Genomic DNA, 24,614 nt, shown 5'->3' with positions numbered 1-24,614 from the left:
TGCCGTTTTCTATAGCTGTAAATACGGATTCTATCCCTTCCGACTCCAGTATGTGATGAAAAACACCACCAAGTGAAGAAGCACCGAAACTCAGATTCGATATCTTCATTCCCGTTTTTCCAAGTTCTCTGTATTCCATAGTATTCAATATTTTCATCAAAAATAGAGATAAGCTGAAATTATAATGCTAAACCTGTAAGGAAAAGATATGCAAACCTTTGCATATCTTTTCTTATATACTACTTCGAATATTTAAGCTAAACATCTATATTTGTATCAACCTCATTAATAACCTGATGAAAGAAGGAAAACACATATCATTAAAAGACTTGGCATGTGAGCTTGGTATTTCTATTTCTACTGTTTCAAGGGCATTGAAAGATAGTCCTGAGATTAGTGGAGAGGTAAGGCTGCGTGTTAAAGCTTTGGCCAAAGAATGGAACTACCGCCCCAATCCTTTTGCTATGAGTTTACTTAAAAATACTCCCCGTATCATTGGTATTCTTATACCTGATATTGTCACTCATTTTTACTCATCGATTATTACCGGAATAGATAATATAGCCCGGCAAAACGGATATTCTGTAATTATAACTTCTTCCTACGATTCGTATAAAGCGGAGATTCAGTGTATAGAAGATTTAGTAAATGTTAGAGTTGAAGGTATTATTGCCTGCTTATCTCAAGAGACTACCGATTATTTGCATTTTACATCTCTTGAAGATTTGAACATCCCATTGGTCTTTTTCGATAGGATATGCCTCCCTGATGTATTTTCATCAGTAATAGCCGACAATATCGAATCTGCAAGACTAGCAACATTGCATTTGTTAAATACAGGGTCTAAACGTGTTGCGTTTATTGGAGGAGCCAATCACATAGAAATAGTACGTCAAAGAAAGCACGGTTATCTTCAAGCTCTCAGGGAATACCGAATTCCAATTGATAAGGATTTGGTTTTTTGTAAATATATGGGCTATAGTGAAGGATATGAAGGAGCATGTAAACTTCTGTCCTTATCTAATCCTCCCGATGCTATTCTGGCTATGACCGATAGTATTGCCTTTGGAGCAATGAAAGCAATCAAAGAGCATAGATTACGTATTCCTGACGATATATCTCTAATAGGTTATACAGATGAAATGCATTCCAATTATGTAGACCCTCCACTGACTGCAATTACACATCAAACCCATAAAATGGGTCAAACAGTGTGTCATTTGCTGCTTAAACAAATAAAAAAAAGAGAAAAGCCGCAGCAAATAATTATACCAACATATCTGGCAGTAAGGGAATCATCTGTAAAAAACAATCAGAGAGTACCCCCTACTAAAAACACAATTTGATTTTCAGGTATAAGCTTCTGATAATATAGCAGATTTACTCTTATTGGTAAAGTCTTGGAGATTATATGAATAACTATAAACATATTTATCTCCAAGACTCAGCAAGTAAAAAGGAAGTAATAAATAGGGTAATTATCGATTATCAAATATTTAAAGTACCATTGTAGCGAATTATTGTTTAAATGGACACTTGATAAGGTATTTACCTGATTTTACAGATAATACAGTACGATTATTTTTAGTTCCAACAAAAGAAACACTTTCCTCTTTTTTTCCAATATGTTTCCCGTTAACACTAATCTTTTCATTATTAAGTGTCGGAATATGAATCTCGGCTGATGTATTAGCCGGTACAATCACATCGTATTCGAACATATTGCCGATTATTCTCCATTTACTGCCTATAAGTCCGTAAGGAGACTCGAAAGTACAATTCACTTCCGTTATATCGCCTACTATTTCGGGACGTAAGGTAAAATGTTTAAAGGCAGTTGCTTCGCCGGATGGCTTTATACCTCCCAAACCACTATAGAACCATTCCATCAGGTGTCCCAACATACAATGGTTGTGCGAAGCTGTTTGGATGGCCTCCCACGATTCGGTCAGCGAAGTCGCTCCTTTTCTCAATTGATAGCCATAACCCGGTTTGTCAGTCTGGTTGTTCATATCGAAAATAACATTAGAAGCATTTTCTTTTTCCAACACCCGCAACAAATAACTAAAGCCGATATCTCCCGAAGTAATACTGTTACCATGAGACCTGATATCTTCTACAATTCTTTTAGATACAGTTTCTTCATTTTCAGGATCGCAAAGCCCCATATAAATTGGCATTGCGTTTGCCGTTTGACTTCCTGTATCGTAATAGCCTTTTTCCTTGTCAAAGAACTTAGCATTGAAAGCCTCTTTTACTTTTGCGGCAAGCTCTTTGTACTCTCGTGCATCATCATTTTTACCTAATAGGGCCGAAACCTGAGCCATAACCTGAATGTCGTAATAATACACCGCAGTAGGAGTCAGACCGCGACTGGTAAGCTGGCTCCATCCGGGGTGATTGGGACCCAGATCATACCAATCGCCCAATCCATGAGAAAGGATGTGATTTTCGGCACGACCCGTTAGGTAATCGGTATAATTGGACATTAGCTGATAACTGTCGTTTAATACACTAATATCGCCATACCATTTATAAATAAACCAGGGAAGTATCACTCCTGCACTTCCCCATTCGGGTGAGTCGGAGAAATCTCCACCGAAAACGGCGTATTCGGGCGAAGTGCTTGGTATTAGTCCGTTATCACGCTGCGAATCCTTCATGTCCTCTATTATTTTAAGATACATCTGCTTTATATCATAGCAGTATGCAATGGAACTGCTCATAAGATGTGCAACTTCGAGCCATCCCAGTTTTTCCCTGTGTGGGCAATCGGTCAAGACACTCGCCATATTACTGCGGATCGACCAGTCGATGAGCGAATAAATGTTGTTAAATAATGTATTCGAACAATTAAAAGTACCTGCTACAGATGATGAGTTACTTGTATGCAGAGATTGCAACGACTCGATAACCGGAAGGTTTTTAGGGTTTGGATAACCTGACGGAACTGCACCTTCGACCTGTAAATACCTGAATCCGTAATAAGTGAAAGACGGGCTCCATATCTGAATGCTATCTCCGGATAAAATATAAGAAAACCAAAATGGCTTACCGCTATTGTCTTGATTAACTTCATTATTATTCGATCTCAGATATTCTCCGGGACGTAGTATAACTTTTGATCCGGCTTTGCCCGAGACTTTTAACAGGGGTATGGCGGAGGCATTTTGTCCGAAATCGTATATAAAGAAGCCCGGCGTAGATTCGGTTATACTCACAGAAGGCAATACCCGATTCACTTTGAGGGAAGGTGAGAGTTGCGGTTTCAACTTGCCTACAGCCGGTATTATCACAGGCTTTTTCCACGATGAGTCATCGAAGCCGGGGCAGTCCCATCCTAGCTGTACTAAAGTCGCATCATAATCTTCTCCACCATAAATACTGGAAAAAGTGACTGCTCCTTGTGTTACTTTCCAGTCACCATCACTTATGACGGTTTGTGATGAACCGTCTGTATACTCAATTAACGCTTTGCAAATCATCTTGGGTAATGCAAATGTTGTTAATAATTTGCGGTAGCGTGTCGAATCACGTGGAATATTCAAAAAACCATTTCCCAATCTGACAGCTAACACATTTTCGCCTTCCCTTATCTGATCGGTTACATCGAAAGTTATATAAAGAGAGCTTTTATCATAATTAGTCCAACCCGGATCGAGAAAATGATCGCCTGCTTTTTTGCCGTTTACGCTCAATTCAAAATGCCCGAGTCCACTGATAAATACAGTAGCCGAGCTTATCTTTTTTCTGATTTCAAATGTTTTGCGTAGAAATGGCATACGGCTGAAACGATCATCCAAGGGAACCAGCTTTCCTTTATGCCCTGCCAGTTGAAATCCGGGAACTATACGGTCTTTTTGAGGAAGGCTATCCATGGCTATCCATTGTGCATTGCTCCAGTCGTCTTTTGTGAATAAACCCATTCTGAATATAGCCGAGGGAGACCACACAGACGTTTTTTCATGGTTGTCCCATATCTTTACTTTCCAATAATATTTTTTGCCGGCTAACAACTTCATCTTTCCCGCATAAGGAATATTTAAAGATTGTTCGCCTGAAATTCTTTGCGAATCCCATATATTCCCTTTATTCTTTTCAATATCGACAATATTATCAGCTATTATAATCCGATAAGCAGTCTGTTTACTGTTATGTATTTTGGTAGACATATTCCACGAAAAGACAGGATCGGCAGACTCAATCCCCAAAGGGTTTGTGGTATTGTTACATTTCAAGGAAATTGCCTCCACCGCAAAACTATTGAAAGGAATTAGAAATAATAGGAAGCAATAAAATAAAGAACCTGATATTTTCATGATGATCTATTTTAGGATATTGTAAGCACAGTACAATATTAAGTAATACTAACTATATTATGCCGCATATTGTATAGGGGCGGGGGTTTACTCCACCACACTGCTAAGCTTTATTGTTTTATGGGCAGAGCAGAGCCCTGCCCATACAGTCACACCATTAATTATTTTCAATTATTTAATTTAAAGATACTAAAAATGATTTACCTACCTGTGGTACGTTTATCTTAATATTCTACTTTAAATACCATAGCTGTTTCATTACTATTACTCATTCTGGGTACTGTGACTCTTAGACCATCAGAATTTTGTTGCCATGAAATTTTCTCATTACTTCCAAAAACCGATACGTTTTTAACGCTTATATTCTTAGGCATAGACGCTTTCGCAAAACTTTTGAAAGTTATATTAGTACCATTCTGCGGTGTTCCCAACAGAGTGGCATATATAGCATTCGCTTTTTGAGTATATCTCACATCTTTCCATGAATATTTGACTTCCAGAAATTTCTTGTGATTTTCAAAATCCCCCTCCGGCTGAGTTGTAGGACCTTCACCGAAGATATACCATGGTCTCGTTCCATAAATAGCTTCTCCGTTTATATCTAACCAATCTCCGATTTTATACAATATTTCTTTCTGTTCGATAGGCAATACCCCATCCGCACGGGGTGATACATTAAGCATAAGCACACCGTTTTTACTTACGACATCAATCAAAACATTGATTATAGTGGGAGCTGTTTTCAGAACCATATCATCAGTATAACTCCAGCTATCGGTAGTAATTGTTTCATCAGTAAGCCACATATGAGGCTCAATCACTTGTTTTCTCGATTTTTCAAGGTCTTCAATACTTACATTCAATGGTAAATCTTTTTGTTTACGGCTGGTTACCACTTGTTTTCCTTTTTTCTTTCCTTCGCTTATATAATATTCTACATATTTATAAAGATATTTCTCAGGAATGTTTTCGAGCCACGAATCAAAATAAATAAGATCGGGACTGTAATTATCAATCACTTCTTTTAATTCTCCAAACCAGATGGGATCATAAAATTCTTCAGGCGTTACATTCCCATAAAGTAAGCGTAACATTGGATTGTCGGATGTGGTTGGCATACCTTCAATCCAAGGAAAATGGCTGTTGTACATATCCCAGAAACCGGGGTCTTGATTTTTATTATCCCGATAAAGTTGAAGACTCCTTTCATGATGAAATGTTGTTACCAACTTCATGTTGCGTTTTTTTATTTCAGCCGACATTTCACCAAGAATGTCCCTTTTGGGCCCCATCAACATGGCATTCCAAGGGGTTATTTTACTGTCCCACATTGCAAACCCATCATGATGGATCGCCACATGTCCTGCAAATTTGGCTCCGGCTCTTTGAAAAGTTTCTACAAGATCAACAGCATCGAATTTCTCAGCCTTAAATAGGGGGACTAATTTATCATATCCGAATTCTCTAGGGTCGCCGTATTTTTCTTTATGAAACTTATACTCTTTACGGCTTGGCATAAACATATGCCTCGGATACCATTCGTACGAAAAAGCGGGAACAGAATAAACTCCCCAATGAAAGTAGATACCAAATTTGGCATCTTTCATCCAATCGGGTTCAGCATTATAATTATATTTTTGAGACAGTTCGTCCCAATTCAACTTATAATTTTCACTTTGGGCTGAAAGTTTGGTGATACCTGCAATTAAAATAAATGCGATTGCGAGTGTTTTTTTCATGTTTAATTTCTTATAGGTAATACAAAATATTTAATGCGATATTTTAAAGTTATAACTGACTATAGTTGATTTACTTGCCAAAGCAATAAAAAGGTCTGAGACCTTAGTGGTTAAATTGTTAAAGATTTGGGTTTATCTGTGTTTCACGATAAGGAATAGGAAACGTGAGCATCTCTTGAGTAATATTATACGTTCTTGCTTGCAGATAAGGATATAACAACTTTATTTTTATTCCATAAGCACTCATTACTTCAATTGCTTTTCCTGTTCTTACCAAATCGTACCATCTCTGATTTTCAAAGGCAAATTCATGCCTACGCTCCAGAGCTATTATATCAGCATCTACTTTCGGCAAAGCTTTGAGTCCGGCTCTTGCTCTTACATCGTTAACCAAAGTCAATGCGTCGCCACCTTCTACCAGATTGCACTCAGCTAATGAAAGCAAAACATCGGAATAGCGAAATATAGGCCAGTTGTCGTTAGTATTGAATATCTTACTGTGAGCATGGCGGTATTTATTTATAAAAGGATAAGACAGTCGATAGTTTGAAATAGCAGGATTGTTTACCGGTAATACTGCATCAATGACGAAATTACCTTCTGTATTGTTATGTCCGGCCGCAACCATAATTGAAAATTGCAACCTCCGGTCTGTCGGATCATATGATTCAATTAAATCCTGAGTCGGAGTATTCCACCCTCCGGTATTTAATGTTGACGAACCACTTACTCCCGTTATCAAAGAAGCCTCTACGGTTCTGGGTATAAAAGAATATAACCAATCGCTTTGTTGCCCATGATTATCGCCCATCATAAACTGTATTTCAAATAGCGACTCTTTATTATTTTTATTTGTTGTTTCAAATACATCCGAATAATTATCTTCGAGTTTATAACCTAACTTCATAATTTCTTCGAGTTGTTTTTTAGCTTCCTTATAATCTCTGTCAGGTTTCGTCATCAGTATCTTGGCATATAGCATTTTTGCACTCCCTCTGGTTGCTCTACCACTTTGTGGAAAAGTCGGATCTTTTAACTTTACAATAGCATCCTTCACATCATCGATTATGAAACTATATATTGTATTTACCGGCGAAAGTGGGACAAAAGCATTATTCGCATCTGTAACTTCGTCCTGATAAAGAGGGATTTCACCGAATGTGCGTACCAATTGAAAATAAAATAAAGCTCTCAGGAATTTAGTCTGACCAATTGTACTGGTTGTAAATTCTTCGGAGAAATCTTTATTTTTTATTTGATTTAAGATCGTATTAGCCCTCGAAATTCCCGAATAACAGGCGTAGTACATTTCGTTGCTGAAACGATTTTGATTGTTATTAATAAAATCGGCAACGTCTTCTCTTTCTGTAAATTGATTTCCTCGATCTGTAGTATTCAATATGTAATGCGTATTGTCGGAACGCATTTCGCCTAAAACATATCCCTCGGTTCTGACCAGACCTCTTGTTTTTTCGTAAACTCCGGTCACAGCTTGGGTAAAGTCCGATTCCGTTTTATAAAATGTAGATTTACTTAGATAGTGCTCGGGAGGTATATTGAGAAATTCATCTGAACATCCGCCTAAAAAAAGAACAGTAGCCGCTACAAGTAACGTATTTATATATGTTTTCATAATAATTCGTATTAAAATTCTAGTTCATTAAAATGTAATATTACAACCCAGACTAAATGTACGAGGAATCGGATATGTCGTTTTATCTATGCCTAGTCCGTTCCAGTTCATACCGTTTTCGCTCACTTCGGGGTTCATTCCCGGATACTTAGAAAAGGTTTTAAGGTTTTGTGCTGTGAGGTATAATCTGATTTTCGATAAATATGCGTTACTTTTTAAAGGAATGTTGTATCCTAATGTGATATTTCTCACCGACAAATAAGTAGCATCGTACACCCAACTGCTATTGGTATATCTGTACAAAGCTGTTGTTCCTAATTTTGTTCTGGGTACACTTCCATTACCGGGGTTTTCAGGCGATCGCCAACGGTTCTTTACATTACGAAGTACATTAAAGCATCCGTCCAGATTCTCCGTATATTCCTGATTTCCATCCATAATATTACCTCCGACCTGACCGGTTAGGAGAATTGACAGATCGAAGTTTTTATACGAGAAATCGTTTGTTATACCAAAGATGAAATCAGGATTTGGGTCTCCAATAATAGTTCTGTCCTTTTCATCTATGATCTTATCATCATTCAGGTCTTTCATTCTTACCGTTCCGATCTCTGACGAAGCATGCTTGGGTTGAGAATCCAGCTCTTTCTGAGTCATATAAACCCCATCATAAACATACCCCATAAAAACACCGATTGGCTGACCAACCTGTAGCCTATTTACACTTCCTTGGTTATTATATCCGTTAATTGGAGTATTGTTAGTTCCCAGAGCCATTACTTCATTTTTGTTGAACGATAAGTTAAGATTTGTGCTCCACTCAAAATCACCGACCATATTGCGTGATTGTAAAGTAAACTCATGTCCCCATGATTTAAAATCGCCTACATTCGACTGAATATCCCAGAAACCTGATGCAGCCGGAATGTCTATCCGGTAAAGCATTCCATCCGTGCGTTTACTATAATAGTCATACATCATAAACAGGCGGTCGTTGAAAAAGCCTAAATCTATACCAACATTAAACTGCTTTGTCTCTTCCCATGTCAATTGGCTATTACCCAACCCACTCAATGCTTTCCCCGATGCAAGAGTTTCATTGAACACGTAATCGACAGTTTGAATACCGGCTATATAGGTGTAATTTCCTATGTTGTAATTCCCTGTAAGCCCGTAACTAGCTCTTAATTTCAATGAATTCATTGTTTTATGCAGCGGTTTCATAAAATCTTCTTCCGAAGCGATCCATCCTCCCGAAACCGAAGGAAAGTTGGCATATCTATTATCAAATCCAAAACGCGAAGAACCATCCCTGCGAAAAGTTGCCTGCATGAGATAACGATCTTTATACCGATAGTTTAAACGAGAAATAAACGAGGCTACAGCCCATGCTTCTTTATAACTGTTACCGTTCTTGGTAGATGCTCCCTGTATCCATGTAATCTTATCGTCGGGGAAATCAGTACCACTCAACCGACCAAATTCCGCTTGATATTTCTGAGCACTGTAACCCAAAAGCCCTTCTATAGAATGATCTCCAAAAGTATTATTATAAGAAAGCATATTCTCTATGTTCCAATCGTAATAATTATCGGTATTGTAATCTGCCGTAGCTTTTTGAGGCGGTGCAACAAACATACCTCCTCCCGAAGTCGAAGGGGTAAAAGTCCGGTGAGTCGCATTACCGATATCTATACCTGCCTGAAATTTATATTTAATGCCCTTCCAAATATCTATCTCTGCAAACATATTACTTAATATGGCTGTGCTTTTATGCTCATTTGTTCTCTCCTTAATCACCCTGAGCCAGTTCGGCTGATTGAACATATTGGGAGCACTCATGCCCACATTCAATTCTCCATCCTCATTGTATGGGCTAAGAATCGGAGACATCAAAATGGCTGAATTGAGAATATTCCATCCTCCGTCAGTACCATGATTTTTATTTATTTTGAATGTCGGAGCTATATTCAGTCCCAGTTTGACTTTATCGTTCACCTTGAATTCATTATTTGCCCTAAGTGTGAAACGCTCAAATTCGGTATTCAGAACAACGCCTTCTTGTTTGTGGTATCCCAAAATTACAATTGACGATATTTTATCGTTACCACCTGCAACTGAGAGGTTGTAGCTCTGTATTGCAGCCGTGCGGGTCAGGAGGTCATACCAATCGGTTCCTTTTCCATACTTCTCAGGATTTTGATAAACTTCGGGCACACCATCTTTATAAGACTCATAGATAGCTCTGTCTTCGTAGGTCTCCTTTTGATATTGTGCAAACTCTCGTGCATCCATCATGTCAAGCCTTTTTAAACCGTTAAGTGACTGAATACCATAGAATGCATTGAGATCAACTTTCAATTGCCCGGCTTTAGCTCTCTTAGTAGTGATAAGGATAACGCCATTAGCAGCTCTCGATCCGTAAAGTGAGGTTGCCGCTGCATCTTTCAAAACTGAGAAAGATTCGATATCATCGGGATTAATATTATTAAGTCCCGAATTGTAAACCATTCCATCCACAACAAAAAGAGGAGAATTACCTCCATTTACGGATGCGGCTCCCCGTATACGGAACGCAGGGCTTTCGCCCGGTTTACCCGTATATTGGTTTATTTGTACTCCTGCTACTTGTCCTTGCAGTTTTTGACCTATCTGTCCTACAGGAAGGTCTTTCAGATTAGATCCATTGACTTGAGAGATAGAACCTGTTACATCCCGCTTCTTCTGAGTACCATAGCTGACAACCACCACTTCTTCAAGTAATTTTGTGTCTTCCGACATAACTATGTTCAATTGTTGCTTTCCTGCCACGGCTACTCTTTGAGTATTATAGCCCAGATAAAAAAATTGAAGAGTCGCATTTGAAGAAACATTTATACTGAAATTACCCTGATTATCAGTCATGATCCCATTTGTTGTTCCTTCTTCCAGAACACTGACACCCGGCAAAACCTCCCCTTTCAAATCCTTAACATTTCCGCTTATAGAAATATTCTGAGACATCATCCAAATTGGTATAGCCAATAACATTAACAAAGTAGTGCTAAACCTTTTAATGAAATTCTTTTTCATAGAAATTAGTTTAAAAGTTAATAAAAAGATTAAAACAAACACGGAGGCGAATATAATTTCACCTCAAATAACGATTTATAAAAGCTTCTCAAAATACCACCTCCATTTTACTCACAACCGACCTAATTACAGAGTATTGGACTTTTATAGTATTAGATTTTAAGTAGATTACTTAGCCATGTATTTGAAACTGAATTCCGAAAAAGACCAAGTCTGCGATCCCTCAGGAAGATCTACTTTACCTGTTTTTTTCTGATCCTTGTCAATCGTGACATCAATTTTTATTCGGGTGTATTCCCCTTTTTCATAGTTATAGGTCTCACCATCGTCATCATAGAGATTATAAGTGCCATTTTTCACTCCATAATGCCTTATTTCGACAGGTAATTTCTCTCCGGTAATTTTAGTAATGGGTGGAAACATAGGCACAATACCCCCGTCTTTTACATATACAGGTATTCGCCCTATTCCGGGAGATACACTTATCACCTCACCCTGTCCGGCAAATTCTCCTGTATAAAAGTCGTACCATCGTCCCTGAGGTAATATAACCTGCCGTGTTTTTTCTCCGGCAAACAGCGGAGCCACAAGTAGGTATTCACCGAACATAAACTGGTCTTTTACTTCTTTTTTCAAAGCGGTATTGTAGGGGTTATCTGTTCCGTCAAATGCTTTTTGCGAAATGGCATCATATGCGGTATAGCCCTCTTCGAGATTCATTGCCCGTATCGGAGGCGTACCCAAAAACGTATAATCGGCAAAGGCAGTATAGAGATATGGTATTAATTGCATGCGTAGCAAAGCTATTTCGTTTACCTCTTTGGCTACATCGGGAAACGACCAAGGCTTAGTCCCATCAGCCCATGCATTTAACATTGCCAATGGCGAAAAACAAACTGTTTGCATCCTTCTGACCCATTCCTCCGATGATTTGGAGGCTCGGACTTCGGGTGTCCACAATACACCTATAAAAGAACTGTTTATGAGAGCAGTAATAAAGTCACGATGTTCGTAATAATCATTATAAAGAACGTATGGGAAAGACGATGTTCCTGCATTTGCCGAACGAACTAATCCGAACGTACGAAGATTCTCTTTCCGATACATATCGGTAGTGAATTTTTGCATTATAGAACCATATAGCTGACGCATACTTTCTGCCGGAACTCCCGAAGGAAATGTTGCAACATCGGGCCATAACCATTGATCATACCCATCGTTTTCATCCATTTTGTAGCCACTGACACCTATCGACAGTTGATGCTTAATGAAATGTTCTTTCAGAATCTGCTGAACTTCGGTCATTGTATAATCCGGTACTATTCCACACCACACGGTATGGCTTCCCGAGTAGGGTAATAATTTTTTATACAATTCTCCATCAGGCGATATGTATGGGTTAATCCATAAATTCGTTTTTATATGGTTATCTGCCAATTGCTTTACCAATTGAGCCGGATTCGGAAATCGTGTGCTATCCCATTCGTAGGTGCAAGGGTAAGAGCGGGTCATCCATCCGGGTTCCAGCCCGACAACACTGAGTGGAAATTTTTGTTTCTCAAATTCGGCAACTTCGTTCAGTATATCCCGGTCAGTATAAAGAGTTGGAACACGATGCCAGAAACCAAGCCCCCATTTAGGAGGGAGACAGCCTCCTCCGTTGTACAGATTGTAACGTCTTACAACATCAAGTGTTGATGAACCCGAAAAAAGTATCACTTCGACCCCTTCTGCCGGAATCAAAAACTCCAAATTATCGGAATACGGTTGCGAACTCCATTCTTTGTCGGTATTTCTATCCCGTGCAACAGGCGGGTTTTGACTGTCTTTACGTACACCTGTACCTACCCATACATCAATATATCGGGCACTGTTTATTAATGCTCCGTATCCTTTGCTCGAAACAAAAAATGGAACAGGGGCATGTGTCCGCCCATTATCTCTGCCACCATAATGGTCGACATGAAGTTGCATCACCCGCCCTCTCTGTTCAACAGTCTTAAAGTTAAGCCCGAGCCCCCAAATTTTCTCATTCTCATCGAGTGGAAACCTCAGATATGTTTTACCGTCTATCACCTCTATTTTTATTTCTGATCTGTCAATGGGCAGTTCGGCTTCGCCCATTGCTTTTATAGCATCGAATTTAGGATTGATGCCCAGTTCACTTAATAAATCGATTTTTTCGGGAGTACCATATTTTAGCATCCATACTCCGGGGGCTAGTTTTTCTAGCTCCTTTGGTTGATTTTCGGCTGTTTTATTGCAAGAAAAAAACAGAGCTATAGCGAATAGATAGTATATACAGATTCTATAATTTTTCATGTCTTTGTCAATTTTCAAGTAATAGAAAAGATTTAAGGACTCAATGCTTATTTATGTGCGATTATTTTATATTTCCCGTTTCTAACTAAAAAACAAATATGCTCGTTGTATACATTCTTCCATTCGCTTGCCAGATCATTAGGAATATACTTTCCATTTTTCCAAACGACTTTTTTATTGATCTCTATTTGTTTTATGCCTTTAATGGGTACACCAAGAATTGCAGCCGTTCCTTTTGGTACATTTGTTTGTAAGCTGAAAGTCTTGATTGCATCTGTAAACTCAGCCGTTATCTCACCTTTTACCGAAGGTACAACCGCCTTTGCATGGGAGAGTCCGGTAGTTCGAGGCATTACTTTAAATGTTTTATATCCGGCTTCAAGAGGTTCTATTCCCGTTATGTATTGCGATGAAATGGTTAGCCCGCCACCGCTCCATGCGTGATTTACCGAACCTCCTTTAAAACCTCCGCTTCCCATATGGAAGTGTTCGAAAAGAGTAGTTAACCCCGACCAGTATACCATCTCCGAAAATCTCGATTTATGGCGTGCTAGAGCTTCTTTGTCATATCCCATTATCATCATTGCTTCGAAAACATACTTTTCCATATACGGGCTTGCGTGTTGTTCGTTTTGAAACACTTTCAGCAGTGCAGGGTATTTTTCTTTGTCTGCCAAGCCTGCAACAACCGCTAAAGCTTGCCCACGATCATCGGTTTTCTTTTTATAAGATGGTGTGCGGTATTCACTGCCATTCCAGAAATATTCATTAAATGATTTTCTGATGTTTAGCATTTTTTCCTTGTAGTCATTTGAGTCTGATTCAAAACCAAGTTCTTCTGCCACCAGATACATTCCTTTGATAGCCAAATAATACCACGCATTTGTCAGTAAGTCCATATCGCAGTTATCGCCCCAATCGCCCCAATACCAGCCACCGAACCGAGGTTCTAAAACGTTGTCTTTTGTCATGCTGTATAAGGATAGATATTTAGCAAACACCGGATAAACATCTTTTAATGTCTGCTTATCGTTTGTATGGAGATAATAATTCCACAATCCGTAGTATCCTACCGAGGCAAGCACCTGACTAGGCAATTCTTTTCGCCAGTTTCCTGCCGGTACAGGAGCATAGAGTACACTGTCTTTTTTTTGCCATCCGGCTAATTCCAATAACCATTTCTTTGTTAAGGCATGGCTCGACGGAGAAAGAGCATAGAATGTTTCTCCCGATTCGTTCACGGCATCACCTGTCCATTGGCAACGTTCTCTTTCAGGGCAATCCATATAAGTATCACGTATAGTGACATACAATGTTCGTTGAGCTTTAATCCATAATTGGTTCAAAAAATCATCGGAGCATTCAAATTTTCCTGAAAAATTGCAATCGTATCCGGTTTCCCGATATTGTAATTGCAATACTTCCACCTCTTTGGGAATAATGTAATACATATTATGTCCGTTTATCCATCCCGGATTTTCATATTCCTGTACCCCCTCCCGGGTAATATATTTGGCTCTGATATTAGGTACATTACCATTGTAGATGTGATAATGATCGGTAAACAGATTGATTTTCACTCCCTCTTTTGCTTTGATCTTAAAGTATGGCGTAATTTGTGCATTGTAAGGTAATTTGCAAATGAGTGTATCACCTCTGCGTTCTACCGAAACATACTCTTTCAAGCCGTAATCTTTCCACAAAGGGATAGGTCGCCTCACTAGCTTTCCCCAAGGAGCAACTCCCGCTTCTCCCTGCTCGGTTGTTCCCTGCATCCCTTTTACCTGACCATCCGAAAGCTGCCATCGCCCTTTATCTTTGCGTGCATCATACAAAATATTCGACTCGGATAACCGATAATTAGGATTCGGTTCGTCACACGTCCCAAAGGCATCATCTATACACGCTTCCCAATTATCGCCACTCAAAATTTCGATACCCGGAGCCTGACAGTCGAATAACAAACCTGCTTTTCCGCTACTATTATGAGAAAATCCCTGTTTACCGAAATACCATAACCGAATTGAAATAAGGTTCTTACCGGGTTTCAGATACGAAGCTAAATCGACCTCATCGTAATAAGTATCAGTTGGCGACGGACCTCTTTTGAGGCTACCTTCAAAAACCACCTGTTCTCCATTGATCCACAACCAATATTTGCTGTCTGCTGCAATGTATGCCTTAACACTTTGCGGAACGGTCGTAAGATTCACCGTTTTGCGGAAGTTGAGCCAGGTATTAGGTTCGCTCTGACATTCGTCGATACTCATCCAACGAGCTTTCCATTGAGGCTCTTCTTCTGCAAATGCGAAGATGGATATCAACAGCAAAACAGAAAGTATTAGATTTCTTAGAATCATGGATCGATACTTTATCATGACCTTACTTTTAACATATATTGTTTACCTTTTGACGTTGGAAAAGTTGTGATGAAATATTTTTTACCGTTTACCACCTTTCCTTCAGTCGAAAATTGTGTGTTAGCAATTTCTATAGGAACGTCTGTTCGCAGGATGCAATCTTTTCCAAGTTGAGATTGTATGTATGCTTTACTGAGCATACCATTATCCCAGTCCATATCTATCTCAAATCCATTTCTAGCCTTTAAACCTTTAATATCTCCCTCCGACCAAGCCGAAGGCAAAGCAGGTAATAAATGTATTTCACCCAAATGGCTTTGAAGTAACATCTCGCACATACCGGCTAATCCTCCAAAATTACCGTCGATCTGAAAAGGTGGATGTGCACAGAAAAGATTACGGTAACTGCCTCCACCTTTATTATATTCTGTATTCCTATTGCCCGTTACACGTAACAAATTACGAAGTAATATATAGGCATGATCTCCATCCAGAAGGCGTGCCCATGTATTTATTTTCCAACCCAGTGCCCAACCCGTGCCATCGTCACCTCTTATTTCCAATGATCTGCGAGAGGCATCTGCCAGTTTAGGTGTTGTTAAAGGTGAGATTTGACGACCAGGATATAAACCTATCAAATGTGAAATATGCCGGTGGTTATATTCGGCATCCTCAAAGTCTTTGTACCATTCGAGCAGTTGCCCTTTAGATCCTATCTGTAAAGGATAGAGTTTAGCTCGCTTTTCTACAAGTGTTTGTCTGAATTCGGAATCGATTCCCAAGACTTCGGATGCTTCGATCAGATTCGTAAATAAATCCCATATAAGAACCATATCACAGGTCATAGCCACTGCTACCGAACCGCGTTTGCCTTTATTGTCGATGAAAGTGTTTTCAGGAGAGGTTGATGGTGCGGTTATAAGATAGCCATCTTTATTTTCAATCAGCCAGTCGATAGAAAATTCGGCAGCCCCTTTCATGATAGGATAAGCATAATTGCGAAGGTATTCCAAATCGCCGCTATACCTGTAATGTTCAAACAGATGTTGTGATACCCACTGACCGCCCATCATCCAATTAGCCCACACAGGAGCACCTTTTCCCAGATTTCCAACGGGATTGGTTTGTGCCCATATATCGGAGTTATGATGAAGGCACCAGCCTTTTGCATCATAAAAATTACGGGCTGTTTGACTGCCATTGACCGACATATTTTTTATTTGATTCAAAAACGGTTCGTGCATTTCTCCCAGATTGGCTACTTCGGAAGGCCAATAATTCATTTGGGCATTTATATTGGTCGTAAAATTAGAACTCCAAGGCGGTCTGAGTTCGTTGTTCCATATTCCCTGAAGGTTAGCCGCTATTCCTCCCGGACGCGAACAGGAGATAAGTAAGTAGCGGTTATACTGAAAATAAAGTTCCTCAAGGTACAAATCCTGTTCTCCGTGAAGGTATTTCTCTAAACGAGCAGTTGTTGTCATTTGCATCGCTGTTGATTTCCCTTTTTCGAGATTGAATGCTACCCGATCAAAATACGATTTGTAATCTTTTATATGATCTGATTTTATAACGTCATATTTTTTACGGAATGCTTCGTTCATAAATTTTTCGGCTATGTCTTTTTCGTTCTTTCCCTCTGCGACAGGATTCTTGTCAAAACCGTTGAAACTTGTTGCAGCAGAAAGAAAAAGAATAGCTTCGGTTGCATTCGATATATGAATCCCCTTTTCATCGACAGTTGTTTTACCATCTTTGGTCTTCACCTGACATATCAAGCGAAAACGCATTCCGTTTTTGTCATTATATATTACAGGTTCCTTATTCTCTTTAAAATAAGAAGGGTCTGCATGTGCGGGAGCACGACCATCTAAAATTAATTTATTGTTGCCATAGGTACTCAAATCCGATCTGAGCTGACTACTTAAATCAGCGTCGAAGTTTAACATACCTTTTTTATTCGAACTTAACCGTACAACAATAATCTGATCGGGAGCAGAACTAAAAACCTCACGTAAGTATTCTACGTTTCCAACAGAAAATCGGGTTGTTGCAATTGCCGTATTCAAATCCAGATCACGGTAATAGTTGGTAACTGCACCATCATAAAGTTGTTTTATATGCAGGTCTCCCAATGGAGCATATGATTGGGTATAATATCCTTGCATCTTATGAGAAAGCTTTTGTGCTGTCTCATAATCTTCTTCAAAAAGAGCATCTCTTATTGGTTGCAGGTATTTTTTTGCCTCCGGGTTAGGATTCAGATCGACAGGGCCTCCCGACCATAAACTTTCTTCATTTAACTGTATAAGTTCTTTATCGGTACCTCCAAATACCATAGCTCCTAAACGACCGTTTCCAACAGGTAAGGCTTCCACCCATTCCTGTGCAGGTTCGTCATACCACAGTTTCAAAGTCTTCTCTTGTGCTGATAATTGAGATGTGCACGAAATAGCGAGAAGACAAGAAAGGAATAAAAAACATAAATTAGATTTGGTCATTATATCATTTTTTAAGGTTGCCACTCATATTAATTTTTGATATTCGAAAAGTATATATAGAACTTACCCGTTTAACCCACCTTTACAGCAGGAATATTTAATAGATAAGCTAGTTTTTGAATTTTTGAAGCTACATGACCTACTCCAATTGCAGTGTGATGCGAAGGACCTACCTTGCTCCATGAATTTATAAACTCACGAGCACCGCAACTGAAACGATAACGACTATTTGTATTGCCAATATTTAATGTCGGACCTTCAACCGACTGCCCTTCTGCAATTAATAAAAACACTCCGTCTCTATTCTCACAGACTGATAAAAGAGTTACATCGCCATGCTTTACTGACATCTGAATAGATAAGCCCTTCCCCGGTTTTCCGTGATATACCGGAACAGGAACCAACCCGACACGTCCCTCAGCAATAGCAAAATGAGCAGGACCATCATGCCCCAGCATTACAATATCGTCATTGAAGTCCATTGCATAGAACTCCGAAAAAGAGCCACCGGCTCCAAATTCCGATAAGATTTTCATTGCCTGAACATTTTTCACCTCACACTCTCCGGCAACAGGAATATTTCTGCCCGTCAACAACGTATTTCCGGCAATGATTGATGTCACGATATTTTCATATTCACTTCCACTTTCTCCTTCATAATAATAAGCCAATGATCCCAGATCATGAGCTTTTATCAATTTATCCATAGCGACCGATGTTTGAGCCGCTCTTCTGATTTCATAAGGCTCGGAATCATCCGAAACATCAAACACATTATAAAATTCTTTTATTTTTGCATTAACTTCCGGTTCGGTTACCTTATCCCTATACTTTTTAAGTTCACACATTTCTAAAAGCTCTATGTGGGTGCCAAATACAGCAGATTGTTGAGCCAGATCGGTATATACATCAATCATTCCATTATAATAGTGCCCCAAAATTCCAAGACGGTTATTTTTCATCGCATATCTAACTTTCGCTGAAAGAACCCAATCATCAATTTCAGTCCATGCAACATCATCATCAAAATACCCTGTCACCAATTCGAAACGAATACCACTTCTGTTAAAGACATTTGCGATTTCAGGAACCGAACAAGCCTGACAATTTTGTAACCAATAACCGGTCATTTCGCCTCTGTCTTTAAGACTATTTATATATTCATAATCAATAGCTGCTTTCGGTTGAAGATTCAAAATTATCACAGGGCAGTTGATTCGCTGAGCAATAGGAAGTATAGTCGACGAAAGACAATATGTTGTAATAAAAATAAAAGCGAGTTGAATCTCTTCTTTTTGAAAAATTGATGCAGCATCAATTGCTTTCTGAGGATTATCAATCATGCCAGCATTTACAACCTCAACTCCGGATCTAGATAATATTTTATTACAGACATCGTTTTGGTATTGTATTAATGAATTAAGCAGACCATCAAATTGTAGCCAATATGCTTCCAATCCACAACCAAATACCCCTACCTTAAACGCATTTTTCATAGTTTTTAGATTTAATAAGTATTTGGTAAATATAGAACCAGATATTTCTTTACTATTATCTTTCCTGACTTTAGCATATTATTATTTGATATAAAAAATGATTGTATCGTTTTATTATTATTTGTATAATTGTATATGATTAAGGAGTGGAAACACTTCCACAAAAAATCATCTCTTTGTGTAGATTCGGACTTATAAACCTTTATATACCTACTAATATGAAAAGTGCAGAACATGTAAAATATTTATTATCGAATGAACAGGATATAGATTGGGGAGTTGTTATTAATACTGTTGGTTACCAAAGAATTGGAATCAACACTCCATATCCATCAAAAAAGCACCCGACCAGATATATATTCTCTACAGAAAAGGGGCGAATACTAAACGAATACCAACTAATATACATTGCTGATGGGAAAGGTGAATTTGTATCATCAAGCAAAAAAAAAGTTTCTATTGAAGCAGGAAGTTTTATTTTGTTATTTCCGGGAGAATGGCATAATTACAAGCCATCTAAAGCTACCGGTTGGTATGAGTTCTGGATTGGATTTGAGGGCCTTGACATAACTAACAAAGTAAATTCAGGCTTTTTCAAAAAAAGTAACCCCGTTTTAAATGTAGGTATCAATGATGACATTATTCATTTGTATCAATTGGCAGTAAAAGTAGCAAAATATCAAGGAGCTGGATTTCAGCAGATGTTATCCGGTATAGTGAATCTCTTGTTAGGTTATGTATATGCCGAAAATAAACAACTTGTTTTTAAAGACCTTAAAGTCCTGAATCAGATCAATAAGGCGAAGATATTAATGGGAGAGCAGTATAATGAAAAAATAAATATTGAAGATATAGCCATTAATGTGGGTTTAAGTTATTCTTGGTTTCGAAAGTTATTTAAACAATATACAGGTTTTTCTCCTGCAAATTATATACAAGAAATACGTATACAAAAAAGTAAAGAGCTACTGACCAATTCATCTATGACTAGTCAAGAGATTGCTTTTGAAGTCGGATTCGAAACACCTTACTATTTTTGTATAACATTCAAAAAGAAAACAGGAGTTTCACCGATTAAATACAGAGAGGTTACACAGGGGCGTTTTTTGCAAACCGAAGGGTCTGTTTCATAATATTCGCCCCCATTTCAAAGCAATAAAAGGGTCTGACATCAAGGTCTAAAACCTTTTTATTACTTTGGCAAGTATAACCATTCCAACGCAACAGGTCCAAGTAATCCGGCACGAGGCACTCCTCTATACGCAGATGGTATATCTTGGTAATGATTGGATAGTGTACTATAAATTAATACTTCTATAACGTTTTCTCCTTTTTTTACAAGGTTGGTTATATCAAGCTGATAAGGTGGACTAATCAATACTCCGGCTTCTTTTCCGTTTATTTTCACTTCGCATGTTGCATCAACTCCTCCTAAATTAAGGATTGCATTTTTTCTATACAGATCCTCTGTTATTACTATTTTTTTCTTGTATAGCATTCCTCCCGAATAGTATTTTAAAGCACCAAACTGAGACCAGTCTCCAAGAGGCATTTGTCCGTTTTCACAAGTCAACTCAACAGGTTTAGAGAATAATGCAGGTCCTATAAATCCTCTATCGGGTTTTGCCAAGAGGGTAACAGTACTTATACCCGAATTCTTTTTATTCAATTTAATCCGATAAATTCCGTCCTGCCCCATTTTTTGTATTTGATTTCTATCTGATTCTTTTTCATCAATCCACAATTGAGTGAGAGTGCCTTTTATAGTCATCACTAATTCTTTAGTTCCGGGAGCTGTCTCAAATTGGTAATACCAATTACCGTTAGTCCCTGCGTAAGGGTCGAAAGGCAAATACCCTGTATTATACCATTTTGTGGAAATTATATGATCATAAGGCGAAGTTGTTGACAAGGCAGGGTATTCTTCGGGATATAAGACCAAGGCACTTCGTTTACGATCGTCCCAACTATAGCTTTTTTTGTCTTCCAGATTATATTCTTCTTTGGGTGTGTTGGCGTAGGCAATTACCAATGGATGCCAACCCTCACTTAAGTATATTCGTTTATCATTTACAGGCTTGTTGCCAATAGATATAAAATCAGGAGCAGTACCTTCTTGTTCTATTTTATACCAACCCTTTTTATCAGCATAAGCATAAGTTCTGAACAGTTGGTGTCCTCCCTGATCGAGAATGATAAAACGATTATCTACTTTTCCTTTCAATCCGTGATAACCCTGACTGCCGGGACTGTCAAAAACACCGTATTGCCAAGAAAAACAATAGGGTTTCCAATTCCCTTTTATCAGATTATCTTCCGAAGAAAGGTATTCATTAAGATTTAACGTTGCAGGCAGCGTTTGAGTTTCCATATATGGGGCATAGCCATAAACTCCCTTCGGAGAAGTAGCATCGAAAAGAGGTGCTGACGTACCGATTGACTGAGAAGAAACCAATTTATAGGAGAAGTCACGAGCTTCTGCCCCAATATATGCATCAGATGCAGGCAAACGATAATCTCCCCATTTGTTCTGCATGGTAGGTATTATATCAATATCCCAATTCCCTTCTATGGATTGAACTGTTTTTTTCTGAATCTTATTGTTTGAAACATTCTCATAAACAGGTGATCCGGGAGAGAAGACTATTAAACGTGAATTATTTTCTTCTCCGTCGAAACGTACCCAAGTTCCGTCTTCGGTCTGACGCAAAATCGGTTGCTCTACAATTGCACCGCTTTCGCCAATCCAACGTTCAACTTTTCCCTTGGAACGGAAAAATATTTCTGAATCTTTAGCTACATCAGCCACCATATAAACATCTTTTTCGCCGATTCTGCGATGAAGCACCCGTCCTTTACCGTTTTGAGGGATAAAATCCCGAACGATCAGTTTCGGAATCATAGAAAGGAGTTTATTCATATCTGGTTCAAAAAAGCTCTGCCTCCTTTCTAAGGATGATGTGTTAAATATTTCATCAAGAATCTTTTTAATTTCGGGATCATTAGCTCCTGATTTGGAGGTTGCAACGGGTAATGCTCCTGTAGCAACTACAATTCCTCCTTTGCGATGAAAATCGAGAACTTTTAGTAATGTATTATGATGCAGGGCTTTCATATCGGCTAATATCAGAATCTTATACTTTTCGCCTGATACTGATAATTGACTGTCTTGAATATCTGCTTTTTGTAATGATTGATAATCTATAAAGTCATAATCGAGTCCTCTGATACTAAGACTATCTACTAAATCCCACATTCCTTTGGTATCTGCATTCGGATAAGCCTGTAAGGTTTCGGTCGGATACATTACGGCAATATCGCACACATGAGTTCCCTGACTTAACAGAAAGCTAAGCCGCTCGGAATATTCCAACCATTTTTTCATATGAGGCCAATAAGGCATTCTAAAATGGAAACAAGGTGGAGCCCATTCCCACCATCCTCCATGAGTAGAATAATATAGCCCGTGCATACAAACAAGGTTACCTCCGGCTAAGAGATGATGATCAAGCTGTTTGGTGAGCCATTCACCATTACTATCCCAACCCATGCTGTGAAATGCTTCGAGCCAAGTACGGGGACGCTTATATAAATGACTGATAGAGCTGGATACTTTAGTTTGCGGAAAACTAGACCCACGTGCAGGAGCGTCATTCCCCGGAGCTGTAAACCAGCTCGTCATTCTGAAATAATCAACATACTCGATGGGTTCAAGTCCTCTCCCGTTATTGTCGCATCCATAAATTAAGCCTCGCTTCTCGTGCCAATCAAATATCGGTTTAAAATATCTTTCTTCTGCCAGTTGAGTCAATACCTCAGCATAATCCAATCGTATTTTAGGGGTTATATCACCAATATCATCGACCAATGCCGGAAGATAAGGAAGTATATCGTACCCTTTTCTTTTTTGAAATTCCTGTGGCAAATCTTCAGACCATGAAAGCATTGTAAGAGGGTAATCGAGTTCGTCCTGAAAAAAATAATTCATTCCTTTTTGAGCCTTCTCATCCAAATGGCGGGTAAAGTTCTCGAAATAGGTTTCTACTACCCTTTTTCCATAATCGGGGTGCAATTCATAAGCCGAACCGGTACGAATTATATATACTTTACAATCTTTATCTGTCGGAGCTTGCCATACGAGTTCTTTGTTTCGGACATTCGACTTCAATGTTTTTGCTTCCGGAAATGCTACGATCTGTAATAGATTATCAGTTAATAGCACTCTTATTGTCTCACCTCTTTTTACACTGATGGTCTCGATTTTTAGTTTTCCCTGGTAATCTTGAAATGATTTTTCCTTTACTATTTCGTCAGTCCAATACCCGTTTCCTACCCAGCCGAGAGTATAATCATCCAATCCCAATCCTATTCCATAGCTGGCGCATTGCCCCGAAAACCAATTCCAGATATCCCACCATTTATCCGTAAAAACTTCGGGTCTTCCGGGATCTGTTCTGCCAAAACGCCCATATCCATTTTTATTTAATTCTTTATCCACTTTGGGGTTAGAGTGAATATAGCTCACTGCAAAACCGTCAATCGGAGCGTTGCGTAGAATGTCTAACTGAGCAGCTAATCTTTCCCGATTGAGAGAATCGCCATTCCACCAATAAAACGGGACATTTCCATATCCTTTAGGCGGATGAGCAAAATCAGCTTCGAGATTCATATTATTATTAAGTGAAGGATATCCTTTGAAGCGTTGTTCTTGGGCAATGATGTATACACTTAGAAAAAGGCTGATAATAAGGCAAATGTTTTTCATAGTTTTTTCGATTAATACCTAAAAATTCAAAGTTGGGTATGTAGTAATAGTAACATTAATTATCCAATAATATTTTCTATTTTTATTGGATCAGGGCTTTATTTAAGATCAAAAGTATCGATTTATCAGATACAAGAAAATTTCAATCTGTAAAAAGTAATGCAAAGCTTTGCATTACTTTTTTTATAAAAATAGCTTCTCGATATTTTCTAAGGATATAAATTTGACACTGTTCAATCAAGTTACCTATTATGGTATTTTTTTTTGATTTGATGATTTTATTTTAATTTTATTATATTTTATTTAATTTGATAATATTAGTATCAAAATATAAAATCAGTATAAAATATTGGTTTTAATTTCTATGTGAAAACAGTATTAATGTCAACTCCTCAATCTATATTCTG

11 protein-coding genes and 1 pseudogene are annotated in these 24,614 nt (G+C 38.5%); 2 read left to right on the top strand and 10 right to left on the bottom strand.

The genetic code is table 11. The annotated features are described in order from the left end of the window. Positions 1-139, bottom strand: a pseudogene (locus CLV62_RS18555) (aldo/keto reductase); the annotation flags it as partial. A gap of 157 nt (positions 140-296) precedes the next feature. On the opposite strand from CLV62_RS18555, the gene CLV62_RS18550 reads away from it, so the two are divergent. Beyond that, the gene (locus CLV62_RS18550; RefSeq protein WP_110312275.1) at positions 297-1,346 is read left to right on the top strand and encodes a LacI family DNA-binding transcriptional regulator; all 1,050 of its coding nucleotides are present in this window, start codon (positions 297-299) and stop codon (positions 1,344-1,346) included. A gap of 171 nt (positions 1,347-1,517) precedes the next feature. Here the strand turns inward: CLV62_RS18550 and CLV62_RS18545 are convergent, their stop codons facing one another. The 8 genes from CLV62_RS18545 to CLV62_RS18510 all read right to left on the bottom strand — a co-directional run bounded on the left by CLV62_RS18545 (position 1,518) and on the right by CLV62_RS18510 (position 19,442). Continuing rightward, on the bottom strand, positions 1,518-4,319 hold the full coding sequence (locus CLV62_RS18545) for an alpha-L-rhamnosidase (RefSeq protein ID WP_110312274.1): 2,802 nt from the start codon (positions 4,317-4,319) through the stop codon (positions 1,518-1,520). Between the two features lie 224 nt (positions 4,320-4,543). Next, complete coding sequence (locus CLV62_RS18540; protein ID WP_110312273.1) at positions 4,544-6,058, bottom strand: alpha-L-fucosidase; 1,515 nt, start codon at positions 6,056-6,058, stop codon at positions 4,544-4,546. A 118-nt stretch (positions 6,059-6,176) separates the two neighbouring features. Then, positions 6,177-7,691, bottom strand: coding sequence for a RagB/SusD family nutrient uptake outer membrane protein (locus CLV62_RS18535; RefSeq protein WP_110312272.1), 1,515 nt, complete (start codon positions 7,689-7,691; stop codon positions 6,177-6,179). Positions 7,692-7,718: 27 nt separating this feature from the next. After that, complete coding sequence (locus CLV62_RS18530; protein WP_110312271.1) at positions 7,719-10,763, bottom strand: SusC/RagA family TonB-linked outer membrane protein; 3,045 nt, start codon at positions 10,761-10,763, stop codon at positions 7,719-7,721. A gap of 168 nt (positions 10,764-10,931) precedes the next feature. Beyond that, complete coding sequence (locus tag CLV62_RS18525; RefSeq protein WP_110312270.1) at positions 10,932-13,085, bottom strand: glycoside hydrolase family 31 protein; 2,154 nt, start codon at positions 13,083-13,085, stop codon at positions 10,932-10,934. A gap of 47 nt (positions 13,086-13,132) precedes the next feature. Further along, positions 13,133-15,463, bottom strand: a complete 2,331-nt coding sequence (locus CLV62_RS18520; RefSeq protein ID WP_245904126.1) for an alpha-L-rhamnosidase-related protein — start codon at positions 15,461-15,463, stop codon at positions 13,133-13,135. Continuing rightward, positions 15,460-17,946, bottom strand: coding sequence for a glycoside hydrolase family 95 protein (locus CLV62_RS18515; protein WP_110312268.1), 2,487 nt, complete (start codon positions 17,944-17,946; stop codon positions 15,460-15,462). Before CLV62_RS18515 ends, CLV62_RS18520 begins: the two co-directional genes overlap by 4 nt. A 71-nt stretch (positions 17,947-18,017) precedes the next feature. After that, positions 18,018-19,442, bottom strand: coding sequence for an L-fucose/L-arabinose isomerase family protein (locus CLV62_RS18510; protein WP_110312267.1), 1,425 nt, complete (start codon positions 19,440-19,442; stop codon positions 18,018-18,020). Between the two features lie 218 nt (positions 19,443-19,660). Here CLV62_RS18510 and CLV62_RS18505 point away from each other — a divergent pair, with 218 nt between their 5' ends. Beyond that, the gene (locus tag CLV62_RS18505) at positions 19,661-20,575 is read left to right on the top strand and encodes an AraC family transcriptional regulator (RefSeq protein WP_110312266.1); all 915 of its coding nucleotides are present in this window, start codon (positions 19,661-19,663) and stop codon (positions 20,573-20,575) included. Positions 20,576-20,634: 59 nt separating this feature from the next. Here the strand turns inward: CLV62_RS18505 and CLV62_RS18500 are convergent, their stop codons facing one another. Further along, positions 20,635-24,207 (bottom strand): glycosyl hydrolase, encoded by a 3,573-nt coding sequence (locus CLV62_RS18500; RefSeq protein ID WP_110312265.1) that lies wholly within the window; start codon positions 24,205-24,207, stop codon positions 20,635-20,637. Positions 24,208-24,614 lie beyond the last annotated feature (407 nt).

Origin of the sequence: Indolivaga alginatilytica, assembly GCF_003201355.1 — a bacterium.
Classification (GTDB): Bacteria; Bacteroidota; Bacteroidia; order Bacteroidales; family Dysgonomonadaceae; genus Dysgonomonas_A; species Dysgonomonas_A alginatilytica.
Note: the sequence above shows the minus strand (reverse complement) of the source record. Positions and strands in the feature narration are given on the sequence as shown.